The sequence below is a fragment of the Brachybacterium sp. FME24 genome, assembly GCF_014897705.1.
Classification (GTDB): domain Bacteria; phylum Actinomycetota; class Actinomycetes; order Actinomycetales; family Dermabacteraceae; genus Brachybacterium.
Window position 1 is genome coordinate 31,637 of sequence record NZ_JABUXV010000007.1, and the last position, 19,652, is coordinate 51,288.

Below are 19,652 nucleotides of genomic sequence, written 5' to 3' on the forward strand. Positions count from 1 at the left end.
CGCCGTGGTTGCTGTCATCCTCCCGCGCTCGAGTGCCGACGTCGAGCAAGGGCTGCAGGCTCAGGCTGGCTCGATCGAGAACGTCTGCTCGACCTTCCCATCGGCGTGCACCGTCTCGTCGAACGGAACCGGGATCGCCCGACGCCAGAACGACGTTGCTTCGGGATTCGTGGCCAACTGCGTGACCGACCACGACCCGACGTGCGCGTCGAAGAGGAGCCGTGCCGTTCGCCTTCCCACACCGTCCCGCCGGTACTTCCTGAGGACGAAGAACTCGGCCATCTGTGTCGGGTCGCCCTGTCGGACAAGGGCGAAACCCGCGGGATGCCCATCGACACGGACGACGTAGGCGTACCGGTCCTGCTCGTGGCGATAGGTATCGAGCCAGGCGTAGTGGAACGATCCCTCGTCGTCGACATCGTCGCCCGTGTACTCAGAGAAGTCGTAGAAGTAAAGCTGCAGCAACCGGCCCAACAGGTCGAAGTCCTCGCCGGACGCCGGGAGGACGGTGAGTGCGGACGCCGCTGTGGAAGGCACCATTTCCCCACGGTAGGCGCAGGCAGGCTGCAGGCGCTCCTGCTTTTCAGGGTCCAGGTGCTTGCACGTCGTGGATCTTCGCGTGGACATGCATGTCATGCCATCCGTCGGCGTGCAGGACGCTTTCCCGGCGGGTTCCCTCCGCGTCGAATCCCACCTTGCTGGCCACCCGGCACGATGCCGCGTTCATCGTCGAGTGCTCGAGCTCGACGCGGTGCATCCCGACGGAGAAGACCCAATCGGTCGCCATTCCCAGCGCTTGAGGCGCAATCCCTCGGCCTCGAGCATGTGCGCGGATCCAGTACGCCGCTGTCGCGAATCCATCGGCCAGGTGGAACGTCAGGGTCATCCGCCCCGCCAGCGCTCCGTCGTGATCGATGGCCCAGCTCGCCCCCGTCTCCGCAGCCCATGCTGCACCGGCTGCCGTGATCCACTCGTCGGCCTCTTCCGTCGTCATCGAGCGGGCGTGCCACCGCTGGATCGCCGGTTCTTGGTACGCCGCCACCACGGCGGAAGCATCGTCGCCGGTCCACGGGCGCAGCTGGACGGATCCGACGGAGAGAACGGGCTGTGCAGTGCTGGACAGCGAGCCGGGTGCGATAGCCGGTGACACGAAGGAGGGCACGTCGGAAGCATGGCACCAGCCGTCGGCGCGAACAACCGAACGAGCAGGCCCTGCCGGGGAGGTGAGTTCACGCATCCGGCCTGAACCCGGCCTGCTAGGGCTGGGGCGTCGGGGGGTTCTCCGCGCTGACCAGCGTGCCGATGTCCTCGCCCTCGCAGATGCGGCGCATCAGGTTCTTCTGGCCCACGTCGAAGATGTGCATCGTCAGGCCCTGTTCCCCGGCAAGCACGAAGGCACTGGTGTCCATCACCTTGATGTTCTTGGCGACAGCCTCCTCGTAGCTCAAGCGCTCGTAGCGCACGGCATCGGGGTGGAGGTTGGGATCCTTGTCGTAGACAGCGTCGATGTCGCGCTTCGCCACCAGCAGCGCGTCGGCGTCCAGCTCGAGAGCACGCTGCACGGAGGGATAGTCGGTCGTCACGTACGGCTGGCCGATCCCACCGGCGAGGATCACGATGCGGTGCTGGTCCAGATGAGAGAGGGCGCGGAGGCGGATGAACGGTTCCGCCACGGACTGCATGGGGACCGCGGTCATCACGCGCACGTCCGCATCGGTGCGTGCCGTGAGCGCACCTCGAAGCATGAGCGCGTTCATCACCGTGCCCAGCATGCCGATGTTGTCGGCCTCCGCGCGGCCGATTCCCCAGCCCTCGGACATCCGTCCACGGAAATAGTTCCCACCGCCGACGACGACGGCGACCTGCACGCCCAGTTGATGGACCGCGAGCACCTCATCGCTGAGGTGTGCGAGTCGATCAGGCTCAACGCCCCAGCCGCTCTCGCCCGCGAGAGCTTCGCCGGACAGCTTCAGGACGACGCGTTCGTACCGTGACATGCGGTCCGCTCCCTCGATGCGGGCCCTGCGGATCAGGGCCACATTGTCTGCCAGTATCGCCAACGCATCGCCGCTTGGGGGCTGTCCGATTGCTTCCGGCGGTCTAATTCTGGGAACTGCGACAGCCGATCGCGGCTGTGCATGCCTTCGATAGGCTCGACATATGACCAAGATCGAGAGCCCCGAATGGACCTTCATCGTGACCGATATCGAGGTCGACGGGCCCCATAGAGGAGCGAACTCGATGCGGTCGTTCGCCTCTGTGGCAGTGTCGGCCAACGGTGCCGAGCACGGCCAGTTTGAGGCGGTTCTCGAGCCTCTGCCTGGCGCAGCGCCCAATGCGGACACGTACGCGTGGTTTCAGACCCAACCAGACGCCTGGGCGGCGTGCACCACCGATCCCCGCCCTGTACCTGACGTGATGCGCGACTACACACAATGGCTGCACACGCTGCCTCAGCCGCGCATGTTCGCGGCCTGCCCACTGGCTTTCGATGGGCCCTGGATCGACTACTACCTACGCCGCTTCACGAACTACGGAATCACCCAGGGACGCGACGAGACCGACAAGATCTTCCATTCACCGGGGCTGTGCTTGTCGTCGTACGCCTCCGCGGTGACGGGCATCCCCCCGTGGAACTTTCAACCCGCCGACCTTCCTTCATGGATGCTCGGCGACGTGCCGCACACGCACTGTGCAATCGACGACGCCATCGGCTACGCAAATCTCCTCGTCAATCTGCTCGGCGGACGACACTGACATCGTCCCTGGCATGATCGGGACATGACTTCGACACGCGTCCCGCCCGGCGTTCGAGCAGTCGTCTTCGACGTCGGGGAGACTTTGGTCGACGAGTCTCGCGCCTGGCGCAGGCAGGCTGAACTCGCCGGCATCTCTCCGTTCACGCTGATGGCGATGATCGGATCTCTGATCGAACGTGGAGAGGACCATCGCCACGTCTGGCGCGAGCTGAACGTCGCGCCACCTACCGAGCCGCCGCGGATCATCGAGGCGGACCTTTACCCGGATGCAGTCGCGTGCCTGCAGGACACCATGGCCGCTGGGTTCATCGTCGGCATCGCGGGCAACCAGCCGGCGGGCCTCGAATCGCAACTGCGGGACGCGGGCTTCGAGGCCGACTTCATCGCGACGTCCACTGCGTGGGGCGTTGTGAAACCCTCGCAGGAATTCTTCGAGCGGACCATCGCTGCGACGACGCTGAGCCCCGCAGAGATTCTGTATGTCGGAGATCGGCTCGACAACGACGTACTGCCTGCGCGCCGCGCGGGCATGCACACCGCACTGTTAGTGCGAGGGCCCTGGGGTCACCTCCACTCCAGGCGTGACGAGGCGGCACTGGCGGACCTGAGAATCTCGACTCTGTCGGAACTGGCTCAAGAGCTCCGGCTCGCTTGGCCCTAGGCCGTGTTGCTAAACGTCGTGGCGACCGTCCGGTCAAGCGATGGGGGAGGTCAATCCCGTAGCGAGCAATGATCCGCGCTGGTCGCCCAGGCTTTGAGCCATTCGACGAGTAGCGCTTTCTCAGCCGCCTGGACTCGCGCACGGAGGGACGTGACATCGTCAGTTGGGAGAACCTCTACGGATGTCTGCGCCAAGATTGGGCCTTCGTCATAGTTTTCGGTCGCGACGTGGACCGTTGCTCCGGTGACGGTTTCCTTGTCGAGCAAGACGGCCTGATGCACCCGATCGCCATACATCCCTGTGCCACCGTAGGCCGGCAGCAGTGCCGGATGGGTGTTGATAATTCGGTGCTCGTACGCATCCCGAACCCGGGGTCCAATCTTCTTCATGTACCCGGCCAGCACTATCAAATCGATCCTCTCGCCAATCAACGCGTCCAGCATGGCAGCATCGCGGAGGTCTGGATCAGGATGGGTAACACCGCTCAGATGGATGCTCGGGATGCCGTGGCCGTTGGCGACATCGAAAATCCCCGATCTGCTGTTGTTCCCGACGATGAGAGCGACTTCGGCAGGGACCATTGTCTCGGTCGCGACCACAACGGCCTCGGCCGTAGTCCCGGACCCAGATCCGATGAGCGCCAGCCGCTTGAGTGAAGACACGAACGCAGTTTACGGCTCCCCGGCGACCAGGCGCGCAAAGTCATGCTAAATTGCCGCCGCCCAGTTCGTGGTGAGCCAGTGGAGTGTTGCGGCGAGGCAGAGGCCCGCGTGGTAGTTGCGGACGGTCTTGTCTGAGCGCATCGCGATCCCACGCCACTGCTTGAGCTTGTTGAAGCACCGCTCGACGACGTTGAGACCGCGGTAGCGAGTTCGCGACTGGTCGCCGAAGTCGCTCGGTTGCCCGCGCCTCTTGCGTCGGTGCGCGATCTGGTCGTCGCGCTCCGGGATCGTCGCAGCGATCCCGCGCTGACGGAGCCAGGCCCGGTTCGCCCTCGACGGGTAGCCCTTGTGTGCGAGCACCCGGTCCGGCCTGGAGCGTGGCCTGCCCCGAGCGCCCGGGACACGGATCTCACTCAGCGTCGTGTCCAGCATGCTGGTGTCCGCCGCCTGCCCGGGCGTGAGGATGAACGCCGGAGCCCATCCCTTCCCATCACAGACCAAGTGATTCTTCGTCGTCAGTCCGCCGTGGAAGCGACCGATCGCGCGATCGAGCGGATCCTCACCGAACTTCTTGTAGTTTGCCAGAGCCCCCTGTCGTGCGGGGAAGTGTCGCGCCATGCTGGTAGACGCGCACGATCGTGGAGTCGATCGACGCGCCCCAGTCCAGATCCCCGGACTGCTGCGCGAGCGACTGCGTCTTCTCCAGCACCCGCGCCCACACGCCCTGCTCGGCCCACCGATTGAAGTTCTTAAAGATCGTGTTCCAGTTCCCGAACCGCGCCGGTCCGGAACCGGCACGCCGTCGCCTCGACCACCGTGCGCCGATCCACCGGAGGCCGTCCCGTCGACTTCACCGCCGGGAACAACGGACCGTTCACAGCCCACGCTTCATCCGAGATCACATCACGCGACGCGCACCCAAGACTCGCCCACACGGCAGCCGAAGAGGTTTGGCAACACGCCCTAGTTCCTCCAAGGGTCGTGCCGACGACGACTGGCTGCCCCGCCTCAGGCGGTGGCGCCCTCGGCGAAGCTGGCGTCGACGACGGTGGCCACGTCGATGGGCTCGGTGTAGGTGATCTGCTCCGCGTCGATCCACACCGTCTGCATGTTCTCCAGCTGCTCCGGCTGCGGGGCGAGATCGGGCAGGTAGGAGTACATCGGCGAGGCCTTGAGCACGTCGATCTCCTGGCCCAGGGTGTCGGCGAGGATCTGGTAGACCTCATCGGTCTGGGTGCCGTCGTCCGAGAGCTCCTGGGCGCCCTGGGCGAGCGCCGAGAAGAAGGCCTGGGCGAGATCCTGGCCGAGGAAGGTCTCGGAGTAGAGCACGCCGGTGCCGGTGGTGCCCTGGGCTGGAACGGCGAGCGGGGAGGCGACCCCGGCCTCCTCCATCGCGGTGGAGAACGGGGCCGACGGCGTCGCGGCGTCGACGGAGCCGTTGGTCAGCGCGGGCTCCTGATCAGGGGTCGAGAGGTTGGAAACTTCGACGTCGTTCAGCGTCAGGCCACCCTCCTCGAGCATCGCCGCCAGCAGGTAGCCGCCGGTGGCGCCGGGGCCGCCGGCCACGCCGATCTTGCGACCCTCGAGATCGGCGACCGAGGTCACGGAACCGTCGTCGATCAGCTTCTGGCTCACCTCGAGCGCCGTCGGGGAGTTCTCGGGATCGCCCGGCGAGATGCCCATGGACCCGACGACTTTGAAGGCGAGGCCCTGGTCCAGCGCGTTGAACATGCCCGCGCTGAAGCCGGCGATCATGACGTCCAACTGGTCGTTCGACAGCATGGGGATGCCGTCCTGGCCGGACTTCAGCGGAGTCAGCTCGAGGGTGATGCCGGCGTCCTCGAAGTAGCCCATCGCGTCGGCCACGTACAGGGGTGCGAACAGCGAGGAGGGCACGTGGCCCACGCGGACCGTGCCGGAGGCGGAGCCCCCGTCGCCCCCGGAGCCGGTGTCCTCACCGGTGACGGCGGGTCCGCAGGCGGCGAGGGCCCCGCCGACGGCGGTCGCGGAGGCGAAGGAGAGCAGGGTGCGTCGTCGCATGGTGTGTTCCTTGGTGTCAGAGGTGAGGACGGGGTCAGGTGCCGCGTCGCCAGGGCAGCAGCAGCTTCTCCGAGCGGCTGAGGAGGGCGGTCAGGACTGCGCCGATGATGCCGATCACCAGCAGGCCCACGTACAGCTTCTCGGGGATGAACAGCTGCCAGGAGTTCCAGATCAGATAGCCCAGACCCGTGGTGGAGGCGCCGGTGAACTCGACGGCGGTGACCACGACCACGGCGGTGCCGGTCGCGGTCTTCAGCCCGGAGAACACGAAGGGCATGGCGCCGGGCAGGATCACGAAGCGGAAGCGCGCGAAGCCGGTCGCGCCATAGGCCGCGCCCGCTTCGAGGAGCTTGCGGTCGATCGCCCACACGCCCGCGACCGTGCTGATCTGCATGACGAAGAACGTCGTGATGAACACGGCGATGATCTTGGGCAGCTCGGTGGGACCGAAGATCATCAGCAGGATCGGGAAGATCGCGATCTTGGGCAGCGGGTACAGCGCGGAGAACAGCGGGCCGAGCGCTGCGTTCAGGGCGCGCGAGGACCCCATCAGCAGGCCCACCACGATGCCGGTGATCGCGCCGAGCCCACCGCCGACCAGCAGGCGCATGAGGGTGGGGCCGGTGTGCTCCCACAGTTCCCCGCTGCCCAACATCTCGGCGCCGGCGGCGAGGATCCGGGTGGGCGGCGGGAAGAAGCGCGGGTCGATGATGAGCAGGCGGGCGCAGAGCTCCCACAGCACGACCAGCACGATCGGCGCGAGGATGGACAGGGCGAGGTCGCGCGTGCGCAGGCGGCGGTCGCGGGCGCGGTGGACGCGAGCGGCCTCCAGAGTGCGCTGCTCGCGCTCGGTCATGCTCATGCGGTCTCCTCCGCGGTGCGGACGTCGTCGCGCAGCAGGTTCCAGATGCGCGAGCGCAGTTCGCCGAAGTCCGGGCTGCGCTCGATGTCGAAGGAACGCGGGCGCTCGAAGGGGACGGTGATGTCCTCGCGCACGGTGCCGGGACGGCCCGACATCACGATCACTCGGTCGCTGAGGATGATGGCCTCGTCGATGTCGTGGGTGACCATGAGGACGGTCTTGCGCTCCTGCTCCCAGAGGGCGATGAGCTCCTCCTGCATGAGCATGCGGGTCTGGGCGTCCAGCGCTCCGAGGGGCTCGTCCATCAGCAGCACCGGGGAGCCGGTGGCGAAGGCGCGGGCGATCGCGAGGCGCTGGCGCATGCCGCCGGAGAGCTGGTGGGGGTAGGCGTCGGCGAAACCTGTCAGGCGCACGCGCGCCAGCCAGTCCCGGGCCGTGGCGAGGCGCTCGCGCTTGCCGACGCCTGTCATCCGCAGGCCGAAGGCGACGTTGTCCAGCACCGTCATCCAGGGGAAGACCCCGTGCTCCTGGAACACGAAAGCTGCCGGCACGGGATGGTCGGCGCCGGTCATGGTGACCTCGCCGACGGTGCGCTCCTCGAGCCCGCCGAGGATCCTCAAGAACGTCGATTTGCCGCAGCCGGACGGGCCGACGATGCAGGTGAACGAGCCTGGCTCGAGCGAGAGGGAGAAGTCCTCGAGTGCCCAGACGGGCTCCCCGCCGGAGAAGAACACCTTGGAGACGCCCTCGGCGACGACGGTCGCCTGGTCGGCTGCTGGCATGGGCACTCCTCCACCGTCCAGCGGCGAAGTCGGCGGCAGGCGGTGCGAATCACGGGACGGACTTGATCAGGTCAACCCCACTGTAGGCAACGATCCCCCGAGGACCCGTTCAGTTCCCGCCATATGGACAGCGTGAGACGCTCCCCTTCGCGGCACTCCACCCGGGGCCAGACCGTCTTCTTTCGGGGACCCCTCCCCGTCGCACGTAGCGCATATGGCCCCAGCTGGAGGAGAGTGCCCCGGGTCAGTCGTTGAGGTACTGGGTGATGCGGATCTGGTTCCCGAACGGGTCCCGCACTGCCATGTCGCGGCCGTACGGCCGAGTCGTCGGTTCCTCGATGATCTCGACTCCTGCTTCGCGCAGACTTCGGTGGTCGGCATCGACGTCGTCGCTGACCAGGATCATCCAACTTGTCGTCCCGAGCTCGGTGAGCTCACGCAGCGTATCCGCGGTCTCCGGGGAGCCGGTGGCAGTGTTGTCGCCGATGCGCTGCAACAGGACCATTCGCGAGGGTGCCGCAGGAAGCACGACGGTCAGCCAGCGCATGTTTCCCAGGTCGACGTCGGTGTCGACCCGGAAGCCGAGCTTCTGCGTGTAGAACTCCAACGCCTGGTCCTGGTCGGTGACATACATCGGGGTGATGGCGATATCGGTGAACATGCGCTCACACTACGAGCGATCCCTTCGTGCGAACTTCTCCGGAACGGCCTTCAGTCTTCGGCGCCGCTGGCGGGTCGGGACCACTGTCTCCTCATGCACGCGGGAACCTCCGGGAGGGGGCCACGCGCTCGGGCCTGCCGGGCAGTCTCCCCGATCAGCCGACGATAGGTCCGGCTGAAGGTGCCAAGACTGTCGTACCCCACTGCCAGCGCGATCTCGGTCACCGGGCGCTAGGTCGTCCGCAAGAGCGTGGTCGCCCTCTCGCTGCGTCGCCGGTACAGGTAGGCCCGTGGGGCTTCGCCGAAAGCTCGCGTGAACCTGCGCCGAAAATGACGGGGCGACAGCAGCGCGATGCGGGCCAGGTCCTCGATCGACCACTGCTGGGCGAAGTCCCGGTCGATCGTGTCCTTGACGCGAAGCAGCCTCCGCGCAGTGGATTCGGCAACTCCGGCACTCATGACTGCTGGTCGCTCCCGCTCCGTGCCCGCCGGGCCCGGAAGAAGTCGCGCAGCAGATCCCCGCATTCTCGTTCGCGAACTCCCGTGGTCAGCTCGACCCGATGGTTCAGGCGGGGCTCGCGCACCAGGTCATAGAGGGATCCGGCGGCGCCCGCCTTGGGGTCCATCGCCCCGACGACGACCCGCTGGGTGCGGGCCAGGACGATCGCGCCGGCGCACATGGTGCACGGCTCGAGGGTGACCACCAGGGTGCAGCCGGTGAGGTTCCAGCGACCGGTCACCGCCGCGGCCCGCCGCAGGGCGAGGATCTCGGCGTGGGCGGTGGGGTCCTCGTCGGCCTCGCGGCGGTTCCCGGCGGTGGCGAGGACCGCGCCGTCGGGGCCGACGACGACCGCGCCGATCGGCACGTCGGACGGTTCGCGGTCGGCGGCCGCCCGTGCCTCGTCGATCGCCAGTCCCATCAGCTCGTCATCGGTCATGGGGCCATTGTCGCGTGCGGCAGTCAGTCCCTCTCGCCGACGACGGCGTACCGCGCCTCCAGCAGCGCCCCATTGACCCCGTGCTCCTGCAGTTCGAGGTCGAAGCGTCCGCCCAGCAGCGGCCGGCCGGCTCCGAGCGTCACCGGCGCGATCGACACGAAGAGCTCATCGAGCATGCCGGCTCGTGCGAACTCCGCGGCCAGGTCGCCGCCGCCGACGATCCATACGTCTTTCCCGTGCGCCGCCTCCTCGATCGTTGTGCGGTGCTCCGCGGGCGCTCCGGAGACCTGCGTGATGCCGTCCGGCAGCTGGGTCGGTGCGCGGTGCGTGAAGAGGAAGGTCGGCTGGGTGAAGACCCAGGCGCCCTCCACGGTGTCTGCGTGCCCCTGGACCCAGTCATAGGTGGTGCGGCCGGTCACGATGGCGCCGACGCCGGCCATGAAATCGTCCATCGGGAGGATGCTCTGGTCGCCGGTGGGCTGGGACAGCAGCCAGTCGAGGCTGTCGTGCTCATCGGCGAGGAAGCCGTCGAGGCTGGTCGCGGTGTAGAAGCGGTAGGTCGGGCGGGTCGGTGCGGTCATGGTCGTTCTCCGATCTTCCTGCGGTGCCACAGGATGGGGTCCGGGTCGAGGTGCCGGGCCCCCAGGGAGAGACCGGCGTCGGTGAGCATCCAGCGCAGCAGCTGCCGACGGTGCGTCGAGAAGGTCAGCTCATGGGCGAGGATCTGGGAGAGCAGGAAGGATTCGGGCGGGTCGCAGAGTGCATCAATGATCGAGTCCTGCCAGGCGCCGCGTCGATCGACGTCCCGCACCATCGCCAGCCAGCGCGGTGACACCTGGTGGTGCCTCTCGAGCAGGGCAGGGACGTCATCGGGGCCGTTGAGGTCCGGGGCGGACTCCCCCGCGATGGCTGCCAGCCACGGCTCCTTGCTGAGCACCAGATGGCGTGCCACCTGGAGGATCGACTCGTCGGCCCCGTCCCATCCACGCGGCCGGCTGCCCGGCAGACGCACCGCTCGCAGCTCCTCAGCAGGGAGATGACGAGCCGCGTCGAGCAGCGCGTCGATGTCCTCCAGATCGTGTTCGACCAGGAGAGCCAGCACGTCACCCGCGGAGTGCTCGTGGACCTGGCCGGCGTCGACGTACAGCACGGTCGGGGAGTGGAAATGGATGCCGTTGGGTGCGGGCAGCCAGTGACCGCGCTCCGAGCGGGCGGGCAGCTCCGAGGGCGCGCACCCGAAGGCGCGATGGAACGCACGGGAGAACCCCTCGAGGGAGTCGTAGCCCGCCGCGAAGGCCGTGTCGGTCGCGGAGCCGCCCCGCTGGAGGTTCCACGCCGCCTGCTCGAGCCTGACCCGCCGGCGGAGCGCCGAGGGGCTCTCCCCCGCGTACGAGCGCACGGTGCGCTGGAAGTGGAAGGGGGACAGATGCGCCCGGGACGCCATCTCGCCGAGGGAGGCTCCGCCGACGTCGAGGACCGCGTCCAGGAGTCGCCGCATCGGATCGGTATCAGGCATGGAAGCAGTATCCGCGCCGCCGGGAGGTCCGCGCTTGACCGAACTTGCGGTCTTCGCTCCAGAGCCACCGTCGGCGTGACAACCCCCTCGCGCCCCCGGCGAAGCGGGCGATCGGTGCGTGCCCACCTCGGCCCTCCGGTAGATTCACCCCTATGCGCGTCCTGGAGATCGATCACCCCCTCGTTGCCCACAAGCTCTCGGTGCTGCGCAATCGCGCCACCCATTCCTCGGTGTTCCGGCAGCTCGCCGACGAACTGGTGACCCTGCTCGCCTACGAGGCGACCCGCAATGTCGCGGTCTCGCCGGTCCAGATCGAGACCCCGGTGACCACGATGACCGGCACCAAGCTCTCGAACCCCAAGCCGATGGTGGTGCCGATCCTGCGCGCCGGCCTCGGCATGCTCGACGGACTCACCCGCCTGCTGCCCACCGCCGAGGTGGGCTTTCTGGGCATGGTGCGCAACGACGAGACCCTCGAGGTCACGACGTACGCCAACCGCCTGCCCGACAATCTCTCCGGGCGCCAGTGCTTCGTGCTGGACCCGATGCTCGCCACCGGTCACACGCTGATCGCCGCCTGCGAGTACATGCATGAGCGCGGAGCCCGCGACATCACCTGCGTGACGCTGCTGGCCGCCCCGGAAGGCCTGAAGGCGATGGAGGCGCAGATCGACCCGTCGATCGACCTCACCATCGTCACCGCCGCGATCGACGAGAAGCTCGACGAGAACGGCTACATCGTGCCGGGCCTCGGCGACGCCGGCGACCGCCTCTTCGGCGTGGTCGACTGACAAGCTGAACGACGTACTGCGAGGAACGAGCGGTAGGAGATCAGCACGACAGACAGAGCCTGATCGACGTACTGCGAGGAACGAGCGGTAGGAGACGAGCACCTCGGGCGGTTGCCTGACGCGCCGTCCGCCGGCCCCTCCCGACTGCACGGGACGGGCCAGAAAAAGTGCTGGTCACCCGGTATCGGCCGCCGACGATCCTGCGTGCCTCCGCAATTGACCGGGCCCGGCACTTGGCAGATGATGGGTGGATTGCGGGCCGGGTTCACCAGGTCGCGGCATGAGTCGAGACCATGGAGGTTGCGGTGTTCCTGAGCGTCCACGAACAAGAACGACTGATGGTGCACGTGGCCGGGAAGCTCGCCCTCGAGCGCAAGGAGCGCGGGCTGAAGCTCAACCTCCCCGAAGCGACCGCGCTGCTGACCTCCTACCTGCTCGAAGGCGCGCGGGATGGCCAGTCCGTCGCCGATCTCATGGAGGGCGGGCGCTACGTGCTCGGCCGCGACGACGTGATGGAGGGCGTCCCCGAGATGCTCGCCCAGGTGCAGGTCGAGGCCACGTTCCCCGACGGGACCAAGCTCGTGACCGTCACCCACCCGCTGCAGTGATGGAGGCGTGATGAGCAACGAGAAGCCCCCGCAGCATCCGGCCGAGGCGCCGGCGATGGAGAAGAACCCCTTCGGCAATCCGGAGCTGACCCCCGAGGTGGACCCCGAGCCGGCCATCCACCCCTCCGACGATCCCGGTCGCAAGTACGAGCAGGACGAGTCGCCGGGGCATTCCGGCGTCGGTGCTCCCAGCGAGCCGCGCCGTTCCGGTACCAGCAGTCGCCAGGCACCTCGCCGCACCAGCATTGATGTCGTGGACCACCGCGTCCCCGTCATCCCCGGCGAGATCCTCCTGGCCGACGGTCCCGTGATCATCAACGAGGGCGCTGCCCCGATCACGCTGCGCGTCGTGAACACCGCCGACCGGCCGATCCAGGTCGGGTCGCATTTCCACTTCGCCGAGACGAACCCCGCCCTCGACTTCGACCGTACGGCCGCCTGGGGCAAGCGCCTGAACATCGTCTCCGGAGGCTCGGTGCGCTTCGAGCCCGGGGCTGACGAGGACGTCCAACTGATCGATATCCGCGGCCGGCGCATCGCGCTGGGCTTCCGCGGGGAAAGCGGAGGACCGCTCGATGACTGAGGTCAGCCGTTCCGAGTACGTCGCCAGCTATGGCCCGACCGTCGGGGACCGTATCCGCCTGGCCGATACCGACCTGGTCATCCAGGTCGAAGAGGACTACTACGTCGGCGGGGACGAGGCCGTCTTCGGCGGTGGCAAGTCCATCCGCGAATCGATGCTGCAGTCGGCACGGACCCGCGCCGAGGGCACCCCTGACCTGGTGATCACCGGCGTCGTGATCCTCGATCACTGGGGCATCGTCAAGGCCGATGTCGGGATCCGCGACGGAAAGTTCTGCGGGATCGGCAAGGCCGGCAATCCCGACGTCATGGACGGGGTCGACGAGAGCCTCGTGATCGGGCCCTCGACCGAGATCATGGCCGGCAACGGCATGATCATGACCGCCGGCGCCATCGACACCCACGTCCACTTCGTCACCCCGGACCAGATGAAAGTGGGCCTGAACGCCGGGGTCACCACGGTCATCGGCGGTGGCACCGGGCCGGCCGAGGGCTCCAAGGCCGCCCTGGCCACCCCGGGCGCGTGGTGGTTGGAGAAGATGTTCCAGGGCCTGGACACGTGGCCGGTGAACTTCATGTTCCTGGGTCGCGGCAACGCCATGAATGACGAAGCCCTGCTGGAGCAGGTGCGCGCCGGCATGGGCGGGTTCAAGATCCACGAGGACTGGGGCGCGACCCCAGCCGTGATCGACCGGACCCTGAAGGTCGCCGACGCCACCGGGGTGCAGGTCGCGATCCACTCCGACACCCTCAACGAGGCCGGCTTCGTCGAGGACATGCTCGCCGCCGTCAAGGGCCGCACCTTCCACGCCTTCCACACCGAGGGCGCCGGCGGCGGCCATGCGCCGGACATCATCAAGGTCGCCAGCGAGCTCAACGTGCTGCCCGCCTCGACCAACCCCACCCGCCCGTACACCGTGAACACGGTGGACGAGCATCTGGACATGGTGATGGTGGCCCACCACCTGAACCCGCAGATCCCCAACGACCTCGCCTTCGCGCAGTCGCGCGTGCGGGCCGGCACCATCGCTGCGGAGGACGTGCTGCAGGACATGGGCGCGCTGTCGATCATGAGCTCGGACTCCCTCGCGATGGGCCGCATCGGTGAGACGATCATGCGCACCTGGCAGACGGCGCACCAGATGAAGCGGGTGCGCGGCCTGCTCGAGGGGGACAGCGCGGCGGACAACAACCGGGCGCGTCGCTATGTCTCCAAGTACACGATCGCCCCCGCCGTCGCCCACGGCATCGATAAGTACGTGGGCTCCATCGAGGTGGGCAAGCTCGCCGACTTCGTGCTGTGGCAGCCTGCGCTGTTCGGCGTGCGCACCTCGGCCGTGTTCAAGGGCGGGATGGCGGCGGTCGCTGCGATCGGCGATCCCAATGCCTCGATCCCGACCCCGCAGCCCGTGTACGGACGGCTCGGCTTCAGCGCGCACACCAAGGCCGCCGGCGCCACCAGCTACGCCTTCGTCTCCGAGCTGGCGATGGAGAACGATGTCGTCGAACGGATGGGGGTGGAGCACGAGATCGTCCCGATCACCTCGACCCGCAAGGTCACCAAGGACGATCTGCCGCTGAACACGGCCCGCCCTCGGATCGACGTCGACCCCGACACCTACGCGGTGCGGATCGACGGCGAGCTGATCGAGCACGAGCCGGCGGAGTTCGTGCCCATGGCGCAGCGGTACTTCCTGTTCTGACGATGCCCGCCCTCTCTTCCCCGTCCTCCGCGGCTCCTGCTCGCACCGCAGCGCTCCTGCTCCTGGGCGATGGCCGCCTCCCCGCGGGCGGCTATGCCCATTCCGCGGGTCTCGAGCAGGCGATCGCCCGGGGCTGGGTGCGGGACGCGCCCTCCCTCGCCGAATTCCTGCGCGGCCGTATCCACACCACCGGCCTGGTCAGCGCCTCCTTCGCGGCTGCTGCGCAGCACCGCACAGCCGCGGCTCTGAAGAGCGGGGACCTGGAATCCCTGGGGTCCGCGCTCGCGGAGCTGGACCGTGAGCTGGTGGCGCGGACGCCCTCGCCCTCGCTGCGGCGGATCGCCCGGGATCTCGGGCGGATGCTGCTGCGGGCGATGCGGTCGATCTCCCCTGCCCAGCAGCCCGTCCTGGACGCTGCCGGGCCCGTGCTGCAGCAGCCGATCGCCTACGGCACCGTGGCCGCCGCTCTCGGTCTCGAGGCCCGCGACGCCGCCGGGCTCCTGCTCTACGAGACCGCGGCCACCCCCGCGGTCGCAGCGGTCAAGCTGATGAGCATCGACCCCTTCGCCACCCACCGCTGCCTCGCCGAGCTGGCCCCCGAGCTCGACGAGCTGGCCGAGCGCGCCACCGCGTTCGCCGGCGCCGAGGCCCGGGACCTGCCCGCGCACGCCGCCCCCCTGTCCGATATCGCTGCCGAGCTGCATACGAATCATGACCAGCGCCTCTTCGCCTCCTGAGGTGCGCTCGGGCCTTCCCGACTTCGCCCGCACCGATACCACCGGACCGCGCCGCCGCACGCACCGCGGTTCCTTCCTGTGCCACGCCGTGATCGCCACCGAGCTCCGCGACGGTCGCACCAGGATCTCCCGGCTGCGGGCCGACACCCCGCTGTCCCCGCGCCCCACGATCGCCAGCGGCGAGGAGCCGTACATCCGCGGCGGCGACGCCGCCCGTATCCGGATGTCCGCGAGTGCGGCCGGTCCCGTCGGCGGCGACACCTACCTGCTGGACATCCATGTCCGGGAGGGCTCGACACTCCTGATCCGGGACGTGGGGGCCACGCTCGTCCTGCCCGGGCCGCACGGCGAGAGCTCCCGCTGGGTCACCCGCTTGCGCGTCGAGGAGGGCGCCACCTGCGTGTGGGTGCCCGAGCCGGTGATCGCCGCCGCGGGCTGCCGGCACCACCATGTGATCGACGCGGATCTGGCCCCGGGCGCGCGCCTGCTCTACCGGGAGGAGCTGGTCCTGGGCCGGCATCGCGAGGAGGCCGGCTCGTTGTCCGCGCACCTCTCGGTGCGTCGCGGCGGTCAGGCCTCAGTGGTCCAGCAGATCGACCTCGGCCCTGCCGCCGTCGGCGCGGGCGCGAGCAGCGTGTTCGGCCCGAACCGGGCGCTCGGCAATGTCATCGTGGTCGATCCCGACGGCGCCCCTGGCCCGGCCGCCGCGGCGCCGGACGCCGCGAGCGCCGTCATGCGCCAGGATCCGGCCTGCGTGCAGATCACCGCCGTCGGGCAGGACGTCCCCGAGCTGCGCAACCGGCTCGACACCGCGATGGGTCTGCTCGGCGAACCGTGGGCCGCGCCGGGGCCCCGCCCGTGGTCCGCGATCCCGCGCTGAGCGCTCCGACACCATCTGCCATCCGCCATCCGCCACCCACCGACGACTCCCAGGAGGACCCATGACCACCACCGACGCCACCACCGAGACCACTCCCACCCCCGGTACCCAGCCCCGACGCTCCCTGCGGCTGGGCATCGCCGGCCCCGTCGGCACCGGGAAGAGCTCGACCATCGCGAGCCTCTGCCGAGCCCTCGCGCAGGAGTTCCGCATCGGCGTGATCACCAATGACATCTACACCGACGAGGACGCCCGCTTCCTGCGCGCCGAGGGCGTCCTGCCCGGGGATCGGATCCGCGCTGTCGAGACCGGCGCCTGCCCGCACACCGCGATCCGCGATGACGTCACCATGAACCTGCTCGCCGTCGAGGATCTCGAACGGGACTTCGACCCGCTGGACATCGTGATGGTCGAATCCGGGGGCGACAACCTCACCGCGACGTTCGCCCCCTCACTGGTCGATGCGCAGCTGTTCGTGCTCGACGTCGCCGGCGGCGGGGACGTGGCCCGCAAGGGCGGGCCCGGCATCGGCCGCGCCGATCTGCTGGTGATCAACAAGGTCGACCTGGCCGAGCATGTCGATGTCGACGTCGAGCAGATGCTCGCCGACGCCTCGGAGGCCCGGGAGGGGCGCGCGGTCATCGGGGTATCGCGCAAGCGCCCGGAGACCGTCCAGGCCCTCGCGCAGTGGGTCCGCGAGCTGCACACCGAGTTCCTCGGCGGCGGTCACACCCCGCAGGATCCGGGGCCGATGGCACCGCACTTCCACGCCGACGAGAGCGACGAGGGCGGCTTCTTCCATTCCCACGACGAGAACGACACCGACCACGGTCACTGATCCACCATCGGGCCGCCCGGGCCTCGCAGTACGGTCGCGGCGCAGTACGGTCGCAGCATCGACCTGGGCAGCGGAGTGGGCGGAGATGTCCTCTGGCGGGCTGAGCGTGGTTGGGACGCGCTGAGCCTGGACGTCTCCCCCACCGCCGTCGACCGTGCCCGGGAGGCGGCCGCAGCACGCGGCCTCGAGGGCTCGGTGCACCTCGAGCAGCGCCAGCGCGAGGCCACCGGCCCGGACGGGCAGCACGGTCATCTCGAGGACTCCCTGTTCGTCCTGCGCAGGACCGCCTGACCTGCCCTTTCTCAGTGAGATCAGTCGTCAATCCCATATCTGCCGACGGTCCCGCCCGCTGGTGCGGAGAGATGCCGGGACCGTGGATGCGTCCCGAAATGTGAACACCCTCTTGCCCCTCGGGACGGAAGAGGGCATTGTCTGGGGCATGACGTCGATCGCCACGCGCTGCCAGACCACCCACCGGGTGGTCCGCTCCGCGATGCGCCGGATGATGTTCATGATGATGATGCCGATGATGCATCGTCAGCCGAGCCTCTGAGCGCTCCAGACACCTCCGGGGTCGGCTGACAGGAGCCGGCCAGTAGGCGCGGGCTCCAGGTGCTACCGGGAGCACACTCTCTGCACGATCCGCCTCACGGCGTCGATCACCAGGGATCCCGGGTCCACCGCCCGCCGCGCACCACGCGCCGCACCTCGGAGAACTCGCATCATGACCATTGCCCTGGACCGTCCCACCTCCACGCACTACAGCACGCCTACCCGTCCCCTGCACCGCGTCGGAGCCCCGGCCCCGCGCACGCAGGGCACCGACGAAGGCGTGACCATCACCCTGTCCGTCACCCTCCCCGCCGGCACCGGCGATGTCGAGGCCGCCCTGATCGCCGACGACCTGCGCACCCATGCCCAGCGCCTCACGGCAGCACGGGACGGTCGCACCACCGTCGCGGTCAACAGCCCCAACTCGTTCGCCGCCACCGGCACCGCCGGTCGCTCGACCGCCCGCACGCTGCCGCCGCGCAGCCAGGGCGCTGCGGCGATCAGTCCTCTGCGCCCGCGCCGCACCGGCGTCGTGTCCCCGAACTCCCCGGCCCGCAAGGACGCCGAGACGGCGCGCCGGCGGGCGCTGCAGGCCACCGCCGTCAGCCCCGCGAGCCCCTCGACCGCCGTCGAGGACAGCCTGGTCGTGGACCTGTTCGGGCGGCGAGTGCGGATCGACGGGCAGGACGTGGACCTGACCTACAAGGAGTTCGAGCTGCTCAGTCAGCTGGCCCGTAATTCGCGCCGCACCATCTCCCGCGAGGAGCTCATGGAGACGGTCTGGTCCGAGGCCCCGGCGGAGACAGGCGAGCGCACCGTCGACGTCCATGTGCGTCGAGTGCGCACGAAGCTCGGCCGCTACCGTCGCCTGATCTCGACCGTCCGCGGTGCCGGCTACCGCCTGGACCCCGGCAGCGACGTCGCGATCCTCGGCTGATCGACGTACTGCGAGGCACGAGCGGTAGGAGACCAGCCAATTCGTCGCAGCTGATCGACGTACTGCGAGGCACGGTTGCTCCCGCTACGGCGCCTCCTGCTGATCCAGCAGGAGGCTGCCGCCGGCGCGGGCGAGGTCGCGTCCGGTGATGAGCAGGGCGTGGTAGTCCCGCGTGGGGACGAAGTCGAAGCGTCCGGCGCGTTCATCACCCTCGCGCAGGGCGATCCGCCAGGTGCCGCGCGTCCCTCCGGCGTTCATGACGGTCGCGCGGGACCCGTCGGGAAGGGCATCCAGCGGGGTCTCGACGGCTCGCACGAGCTCCACCTGATCGATGTCGGACCAGGCAAGGTGTTCACCGTCGGCCGTTCGCGCCCCGTCCTCGTCCAACTGCAGGTACGGACGGCCCTGGCGCAGTGAGGCCCGGCCTCGTCGAAGGCGTCGTTCCAGCGCGACTGCAGCGAGGATCAGTGCGAGCGCGGGCGCCAGGAGCAGAAGGCCCCACGTGGTGCCGAAATACCCGATGTACAGCGCGGCGAGGCCGAGAAGGCCGCCGATCACCGTCAACATCAGGGCCGGCCCGCGAGTGAGGCGTCGCACCGCGCTGAGCAGGTCGGAGCTGGGGTGCAGGGCGACGTCCATCGCGCCATCGTCGCAGACCATCGGGTTCCGATGCCGCGCAGCGAAGGGTCCCGGAATGCGACGAGCGGCCCGGAGCGCACTACCGACAATGTCGGGGGCTCACGGACCGCTCGTCAGGCCTGTCGTCCGTCAGGGGTGGGTGCGGGCGAACAGGCTGGACGGGCTGCCAAAGGTGGGGGAACCTGGCGTAGTTGCCCGTCCGGCCGCTCCCCATGAGGGGGGTCTTGGGAAGCGACACATCTGTTAAGTTTTCAACGTACTCATCGTTCAGCCGGGACACTACCAGCTGGATCCGGGGATGGCGTCCCCCGATCGCCGATCACGGCCACCGCGTCGAACCTGCTCCGAAATGTCGGCCGGGCCTGCTCGTCGCTGCAACGCGTTCTCTTGGAGTCTAGGCCTTCTGGGGCCATCTGTAAACGCGGCGATACTCCGTGTTTTCGCAGGTGACATGCAGGAAATCTGAAGGTCGCCTGGGTGGCGGAAGATCAAAGCATCCGTCATG

Annotated in this window: 26 protein-coding genes; 11 read left to right on the top strand and 15 right to left on the bottom strand. The window is 68.6% G+C overall.

Features of this window, described 5'->3' with window-relative positions; all coding sequences use genetic code 11:
• Positions 1–60: 60 nt before the first annotated feature.
• The 3 genes from INT51_RS09320 to pyrH all read right to left on the bottom strand — a co-directional run bounded on the left by INT51_RS09320 (position 61) and on the right by pyrH (position 1,997).
• The gene (locus INT51_RS09320) at positions 61–540 is read right to left on the bottom strand and encodes a GNAT family N-acetyltransferase (protein WP_193105030.1); all 480 of its coding nucleotides are present in this window, start codon (positions 538–540) and stop codon (positions 61–63) included.
• A 43-nt stretch (positions 541–583) separates the two neighbouring features.
• Positions 584–1,162 carry a GNAT family N-acetyltransferase gene (locus INT51_RS09325; RefSeq protein ID WP_304502134.1) on the bottom strand — a complete coding sequence of 193 codons (579 nt, stop codon included), beginning with the start codon at positions 1,160–1,162 and terminating at the stop codon, positions 584–586.
• 94 nt (positions 1,163–1,256) lie between these two features.
• Positions 1,257–1,997 (bottom strand): UMP kinase, encoded by a 741-nt coding sequence (gene pyrH / locus INT51_RS09330; RefSeq protein WP_193105032.1) that lies wholly within the window; start codon positions 1,995–1,997, stop codon positions 1,257–1,259.
• Between the two features lie 163 nt (positions 1,998–2,160).
• On the opposite strand from pyrH, the gene INT51_RS09335 reads away from it, so the two are divergent.
• Together INT51_RS09335 and INT51_RS09340 are read left to right on the top strand one after the other, a co-directional pair.
• A complete protein-coding gene (locus tag INT51_RS09335; RefSeq protein WP_193105033.1) occupies positions 2,161–2,757 on the top strand; it encodes a hypothetical protein in 597 nt (198 codons plus the stop codon).
• Between the two features lie 24 nt (positions 2,758–2,781).
• Positions 2,782–3,420: an HAD family hydrolase gene (locus tag INT51_RS09340; RefSeq protein ID WP_193105034.1), complete on the top strand. Its 639-nt coding sequence runs from the start codon at positions 2,782–2,784 to the stop codon at positions 3,418–3,420.
• Between the two features lie 50 nt (positions 3,421–3,470).
• On the opposite strand, the gene INT51_RS09345 is transcribed toward INT51_RS09340, so the two are convergent.
• From INT51_RS09345 to INT51_RS09390, 11 genes are all read right to left on the bottom strand, one after another.
• Positions 3,471–4,082 carry a phosphoribosylglycinamide formyltransferase gene (locus INT51_RS09345; protein ID WP_193105035.1) on the bottom strand — a complete coding sequence of 204 codons (612 nt, stop codon included), beginning with the start codon at positions 4,080–4,082 and terminating at the stop codon, positions 3,471–3,473.
• A gap of 45 nt (positions 4,083–4,127) precedes the next feature.
• Complete coding sequence (locus INT51_RS09350; RefSeq protein WP_193105036.1) at positions 4,128–4,700, bottom strand: IS5 family transposase; 573 nt, start codon at positions 4,698–4,700, stop codon at positions 4,128–4,130.
• 390 nt (positions 4,701–5,090) lie between these two features.
• The gene (locus INT51_RS09355; RefSeq protein ID WP_193105037.1) at positions 5,091–6,122 is read right to left on the bottom strand and encodes an ABC transporter substrate-binding protein; all 1,032 of its coding nucleotides are present in this window, start codon (positions 6,120–6,122) and stop codon (positions 5,091–5,093) included.
• 34 nt (positions 6,123–6,156) lie between these two features.
• Positions 6,157–6,984, bottom strand: coding sequence for an ABC transporter permease (locus INT51_RS09360; protein ID WP_193105038.1), 828 nt, complete (start codon positions 6,982–6,984; stop codon positions 6,157–6,159).
• Complete coding sequence (locus tag INT51_RS09365; protein ID WP_193105039.1) at positions 6,981–7,766, bottom strand: ABC transporter ATP-binding protein; 786 nt, start codon at positions 7,764–7,766, stop codon at positions 6,981–6,983. The genes INT51_RS09360 and INT51_RS09365 overlap by 4 nt, the downstream gene beginning before the upstream one ends.
• A 244-nt stretch (positions 7,767–8,010) precedes the next feature.
• A complete protein-coding gene (locus tag INT51_RS09370; protein WP_193105040.1) occupies positions 8,011–8,427 on the bottom strand; it encodes a VOC family protein in 417 nt (138 codons plus the stop codon).
• Between the two features lie 50 nt (positions 8,428–8,477).
• Entirely contained in the window at positions 8,478–8,651 is a 174-nt protein-coding gene (locus INT51_RS22840) for an AraC family transcriptional regulator (RefSeq protein WP_370540794.1), read from the bottom strand.
• 6 nt (positions 8,652–8,657) lie between these two features.
• Positions 8,658–8,885 (bottom strand): AraC family transcriptional regulator, encoded by a 228-nt coding sequence (locus INT51_RS22225; RefSeq protein ID WP_226832187.1) that lies wholly within the window; start codon positions 8,883–8,885, stop codon positions 8,658–8,660.
• Positions 8,882–9,364: a tRNA adenosine(34) deaminase TadA gene (gene tadA, locus INT51_RS09380; RefSeq protein WP_193105041.1), complete on the bottom strand. Its 483-nt coding sequence runs from the start codon at positions 9,362–9,364 to the stop codon at positions 8,882–8,884. The genes INT51_RS22225 and tadA overlap by 4 nt, the downstream gene beginning before the upstream one ends.
• A 23-nt stretch (positions 9,365–9,387) precedes the next feature.
• Positions 9,388–9,945, bottom strand: a complete 558-nt coding sequence (locus INT51_RS09385) for a dihydrofolate reductase family protein (RefSeq protein WP_193105042.1) — start codon at positions 9,943–9,945, stop codon at positions 9,388–9,390.
• The gene (locus INT51_RS09390) at positions 9,942–10,880 is read right to left on the bottom strand and encodes a helix-turn-helix domain-containing protein (RefSeq protein ID WP_193105043.1); all 939 of its coding nucleotides are present in this window, start codon (positions 10,878–10,880) and stop codon (positions 9,942–9,944) included. The genes INT51_RS09385 and INT51_RS09390 overlap by 4 nt, the downstream gene beginning before the upstream one ends.
• A gap of 152 nt (positions 10,881–11,032) precedes the next feature.
• Here INT51_RS09390 and upp point away from each other — a divergent pair, with 152 nt between their 5' ends.
• The 9 genes from upp (at position 11,033) to INT51_RS09435 (ending at position 18,508) form a co-directional block, all read left to right on the top strand.
• A complete protein-coding gene (gene upp / locus INT51_RS09395; RefSeq protein ID WP_193105044.1) occupies positions 11,033–11,671 on the top strand; it encodes a uracil phosphoribosyltransferase in 639 nt (212 codons plus the stop codon).
• 305 nt (positions 11,672–11,976) lie between these two features.
• A complete protein-coding gene (locus INT51_RS09400) occupies positions 11,977–12,279 on the top strand; it encodes an urease subunit gamma (protein WP_193105202.1) in 303 nt (100 codons plus the stop codon).
• A gap of 10 nt (positions 12,280–12,289) precedes the next feature.
• Entirely contained in the window at positions 12,290–12,862 is a 573-nt protein-coding gene (locus INT51_RS22230; protein WP_226832189.1) for an urease subunit beta, read from the top strand.
• A complete protein-coding gene (locus INT51_RS09410) occupies positions 12,855–14,564 on the top strand; it encodes an urease subunit alpha (protein WP_193105045.1) in 1,710 nt (569 codons plus the stop codon). The genes INT51_RS22230 and INT51_RS09410 overlap by 8 nt, the downstream gene beginning before the upstream one ends.
• A gap of 2 nt (positions 14,565–14,566) precedes the next feature.
• Positions 14,567–15,301, top strand: a complete 735-nt coding sequence (locus INT51_RS09415; protein ID WP_193105046.1) for an urease accessory protein UreF — start codon at positions 14,567–14,569, stop codon at positions 15,299–15,301.
• Entirely contained in the window at positions 15,276–16,181 is a 906-nt protein-coding gene (locus INT51_RS09420; protein WP_193105047.1) for an urease accessory protein UreD, read from the top strand. Before INT51_RS09415 ends, INT51_RS09420 begins: the two co-directional genes overlap by 26 nt.
• Before the next feature lie 61 nt (positions 16,182–16,242).
• Complete coding sequence (ureG, locus tag INT51_RS09425) at positions 16,243–17,019, top strand: urease accessory protein UreG (RefSeq protein ID WP_193105048.1); 777 nt, start codon at positions 16,243–16,245, stop codon at positions 17,017–17,019.
• A 75-nt stretch (positions 17,020–17,094) separates the two neighbouring features.
• On the top strand, positions 17,095–17,310 hold the full coding sequence (locus INT51_RS09430; RefSeq protein ID WP_193105049.1) for a hypothetical protein: 216 nt from the start codon (positions 17,095–17,097) through the stop codon (positions 17,308–17,310).
• A 433-nt stretch (positions 17,311–17,743) separates the two neighbouring features.
• Entirely contained in the window at positions 17,744–18,508 is a 765-nt protein-coding gene (locus INT51_RS09435; RefSeq protein WP_193105050.1) for a winged helix-turn-helix domain-containing protein, read from the top strand.
• Positions 18,509–18,592: 84 nt separating this feature from the next.
• Here INT51_RS09435 and INT51_RS09440 read toward each other — a convergent pair whose 3' ends face one another.
• On the bottom strand, positions 18,593–19,147 hold the full coding sequence (locus INT51_RS09440; protein WP_193105051.1) for a hypothetical protein: 555 nt from the start codon (positions 19,145–19,147) through the stop codon (positions 18,593–18,595).
• Positions 19,148–19,652 lie beyond the last annotated feature (505 nt).

What these genes read in the sequence shown, in the direction of transcription:
- INT51_RS09320 (WP_193105030.1), bottom strand. Translation starts at nt 540, where the DNA reads ATGGTGCCTTCCACAGCGGCGTCCGCACTCACCGTCCTCCCGGCGTCC.
- pyrH (WP_193105032.1), bottom strand. Translation starts at nt 1,997, where the DNA reads ATGTCACGGTACGAACGCGTCGTCCTGAAGCTGTCCGGCGAAGCTCTC.
- INT51_RS09335 (WP_193105033.1), top strand. Translation starts at nt 2,161, where the DNA reads ATGACCAAGATCGAGAGCCCCGAATGGACCTTCATCGTGACCGATATC.
- INT51_RS09340 (WP_193105034.1), top strand. Translation starts at nt 2,782, where the DNA reads ATGACTTCGACACGCGTCCCGCCCGGCGTTCGAGCAGTCGTCTTCGAC.
- INT51_RS09350 (WP_193105036.1), bottom strand. Translation starts at nt 4,700, where the DNA reads ATGGCGCGACACTTCCCCGCACGACAGGGGGCTCTGGCAAACTACAAG.
- INT51_RS09355 (WP_193105037.1), bottom strand. Translation starts at nt 6,122, where the DNA reads ATGCGACGACGCACCCTGCTCTCCTTCGCCTCCGCGACCGCCGTCGGC.
- INT51_RS09360 (WP_193105038.1), bottom strand. Translation starts at nt 6,984, where the DNA reads ATGAGCATGACCGAGCGCGAGCAGCGCACTCTGGAGGCCGCTCGCGTC.
- INT51_RS09365 (WP_193105039.1), bottom strand. Translation starts at nt 7,766, where the DNA reads ATGCCAGCAGCCGACCAGGCGACCGTCGTCGCCGAGGGCGTCTCCAAG.
- INT51_RS09370 (WP_193105040.1), bottom strand. Translation starts at nt 8,427, where the DNA reads ATGTTCACCGATATCGCCATCACCCCGATGTATGTCACCGACCAGGAC.
- INT51_RS22225 (WP_226832187.1), bottom strand. Translation starts at nt 8,885, where the DNA reads ATGAGTGCCGGAGTTGCCGAATCCACTGCGCGGAGGCTGCTTCGCGTC.
- tadA (WP_193105041.1), bottom strand. Translation starts at nt 9,364, where the DNA reads ATGACCGATGACGAGCTGATGGGACTGGCGATCGACGAGGCACGGGCG.
- INT51_RS09385 (WP_193105042.1), bottom strand. Translation starts at nt 9,945, where the DNA reads ATGACCGCACCGACCCGCCCGACCTACCGCTTCTACACCGCGACCAGC.
- INT51_RS09390 (WP_193105043.1), bottom strand. Translation starts at nt 10,880, where the DNA reads ATGCCTGATACCGATCCGATGCGGCGACTCCTGGACGCGGTCCTCGAC.
- upp (WP_193105044.1), top strand. Translation starts at nt 11,033, where the DNA reads ATGCGCGTCCTGGAGATCGATCACCCCCTCGTTGCCCACAAGCTCTCG.
- INT51_RS22230 (WP_226832189.1), top strand. Translation starts at nt 12,290, where the DNA reads ATGAGCAACGAGAAGCCCCCGCAGCATCCGGCCGAGGCGCCGGCGATG.
- INT51_RS09410 (WP_193105045.1), top strand. Translation starts at nt 12,855, where the DNA reads ATGACTGAGGTCAGCCGTTCCGAGTACGTCGCCAGCTATGGCCCGACC.
- INT51_RS09415 (WP_193105046.1), top strand. Translation starts at nt 14,567, where the DNA reads ATGCCCGCCCTCTCTTCCCCGTCCTCCGCGGCTCCTGCTCGCACCGCA.
- INT51_RS09420 (WP_193105047.1), top strand. Translation starts at nt 15,276, where the DNA reads ATGACCAGCGCCTCTTCGCCTCCTGAGGTGCGCTCGGGCCTTCCCGAC.
- ureG (WP_193105048.1), top strand. Translation starts at nt 16,243, where the DNA reads ATGACCACCACCGACGCCACCACCGAGACCACTCCCACCCCCGGTACC.
- INT51_RS09435 (WP_193105050.1), top strand. Translation starts at nt 17,744, where the DNA reads ATGACCATTGCCCTGGACCGTCCCACCTCCACGCACTACAGCACGCCT.
- INT51_RS09440 (WP_193105051.1), bottom strand. Translation starts at nt 19,147, where the DNA reads ATGGACGTCGCCCTGCACCCCAGCTCCGACCTGCTCAGCGCGGTGCGA.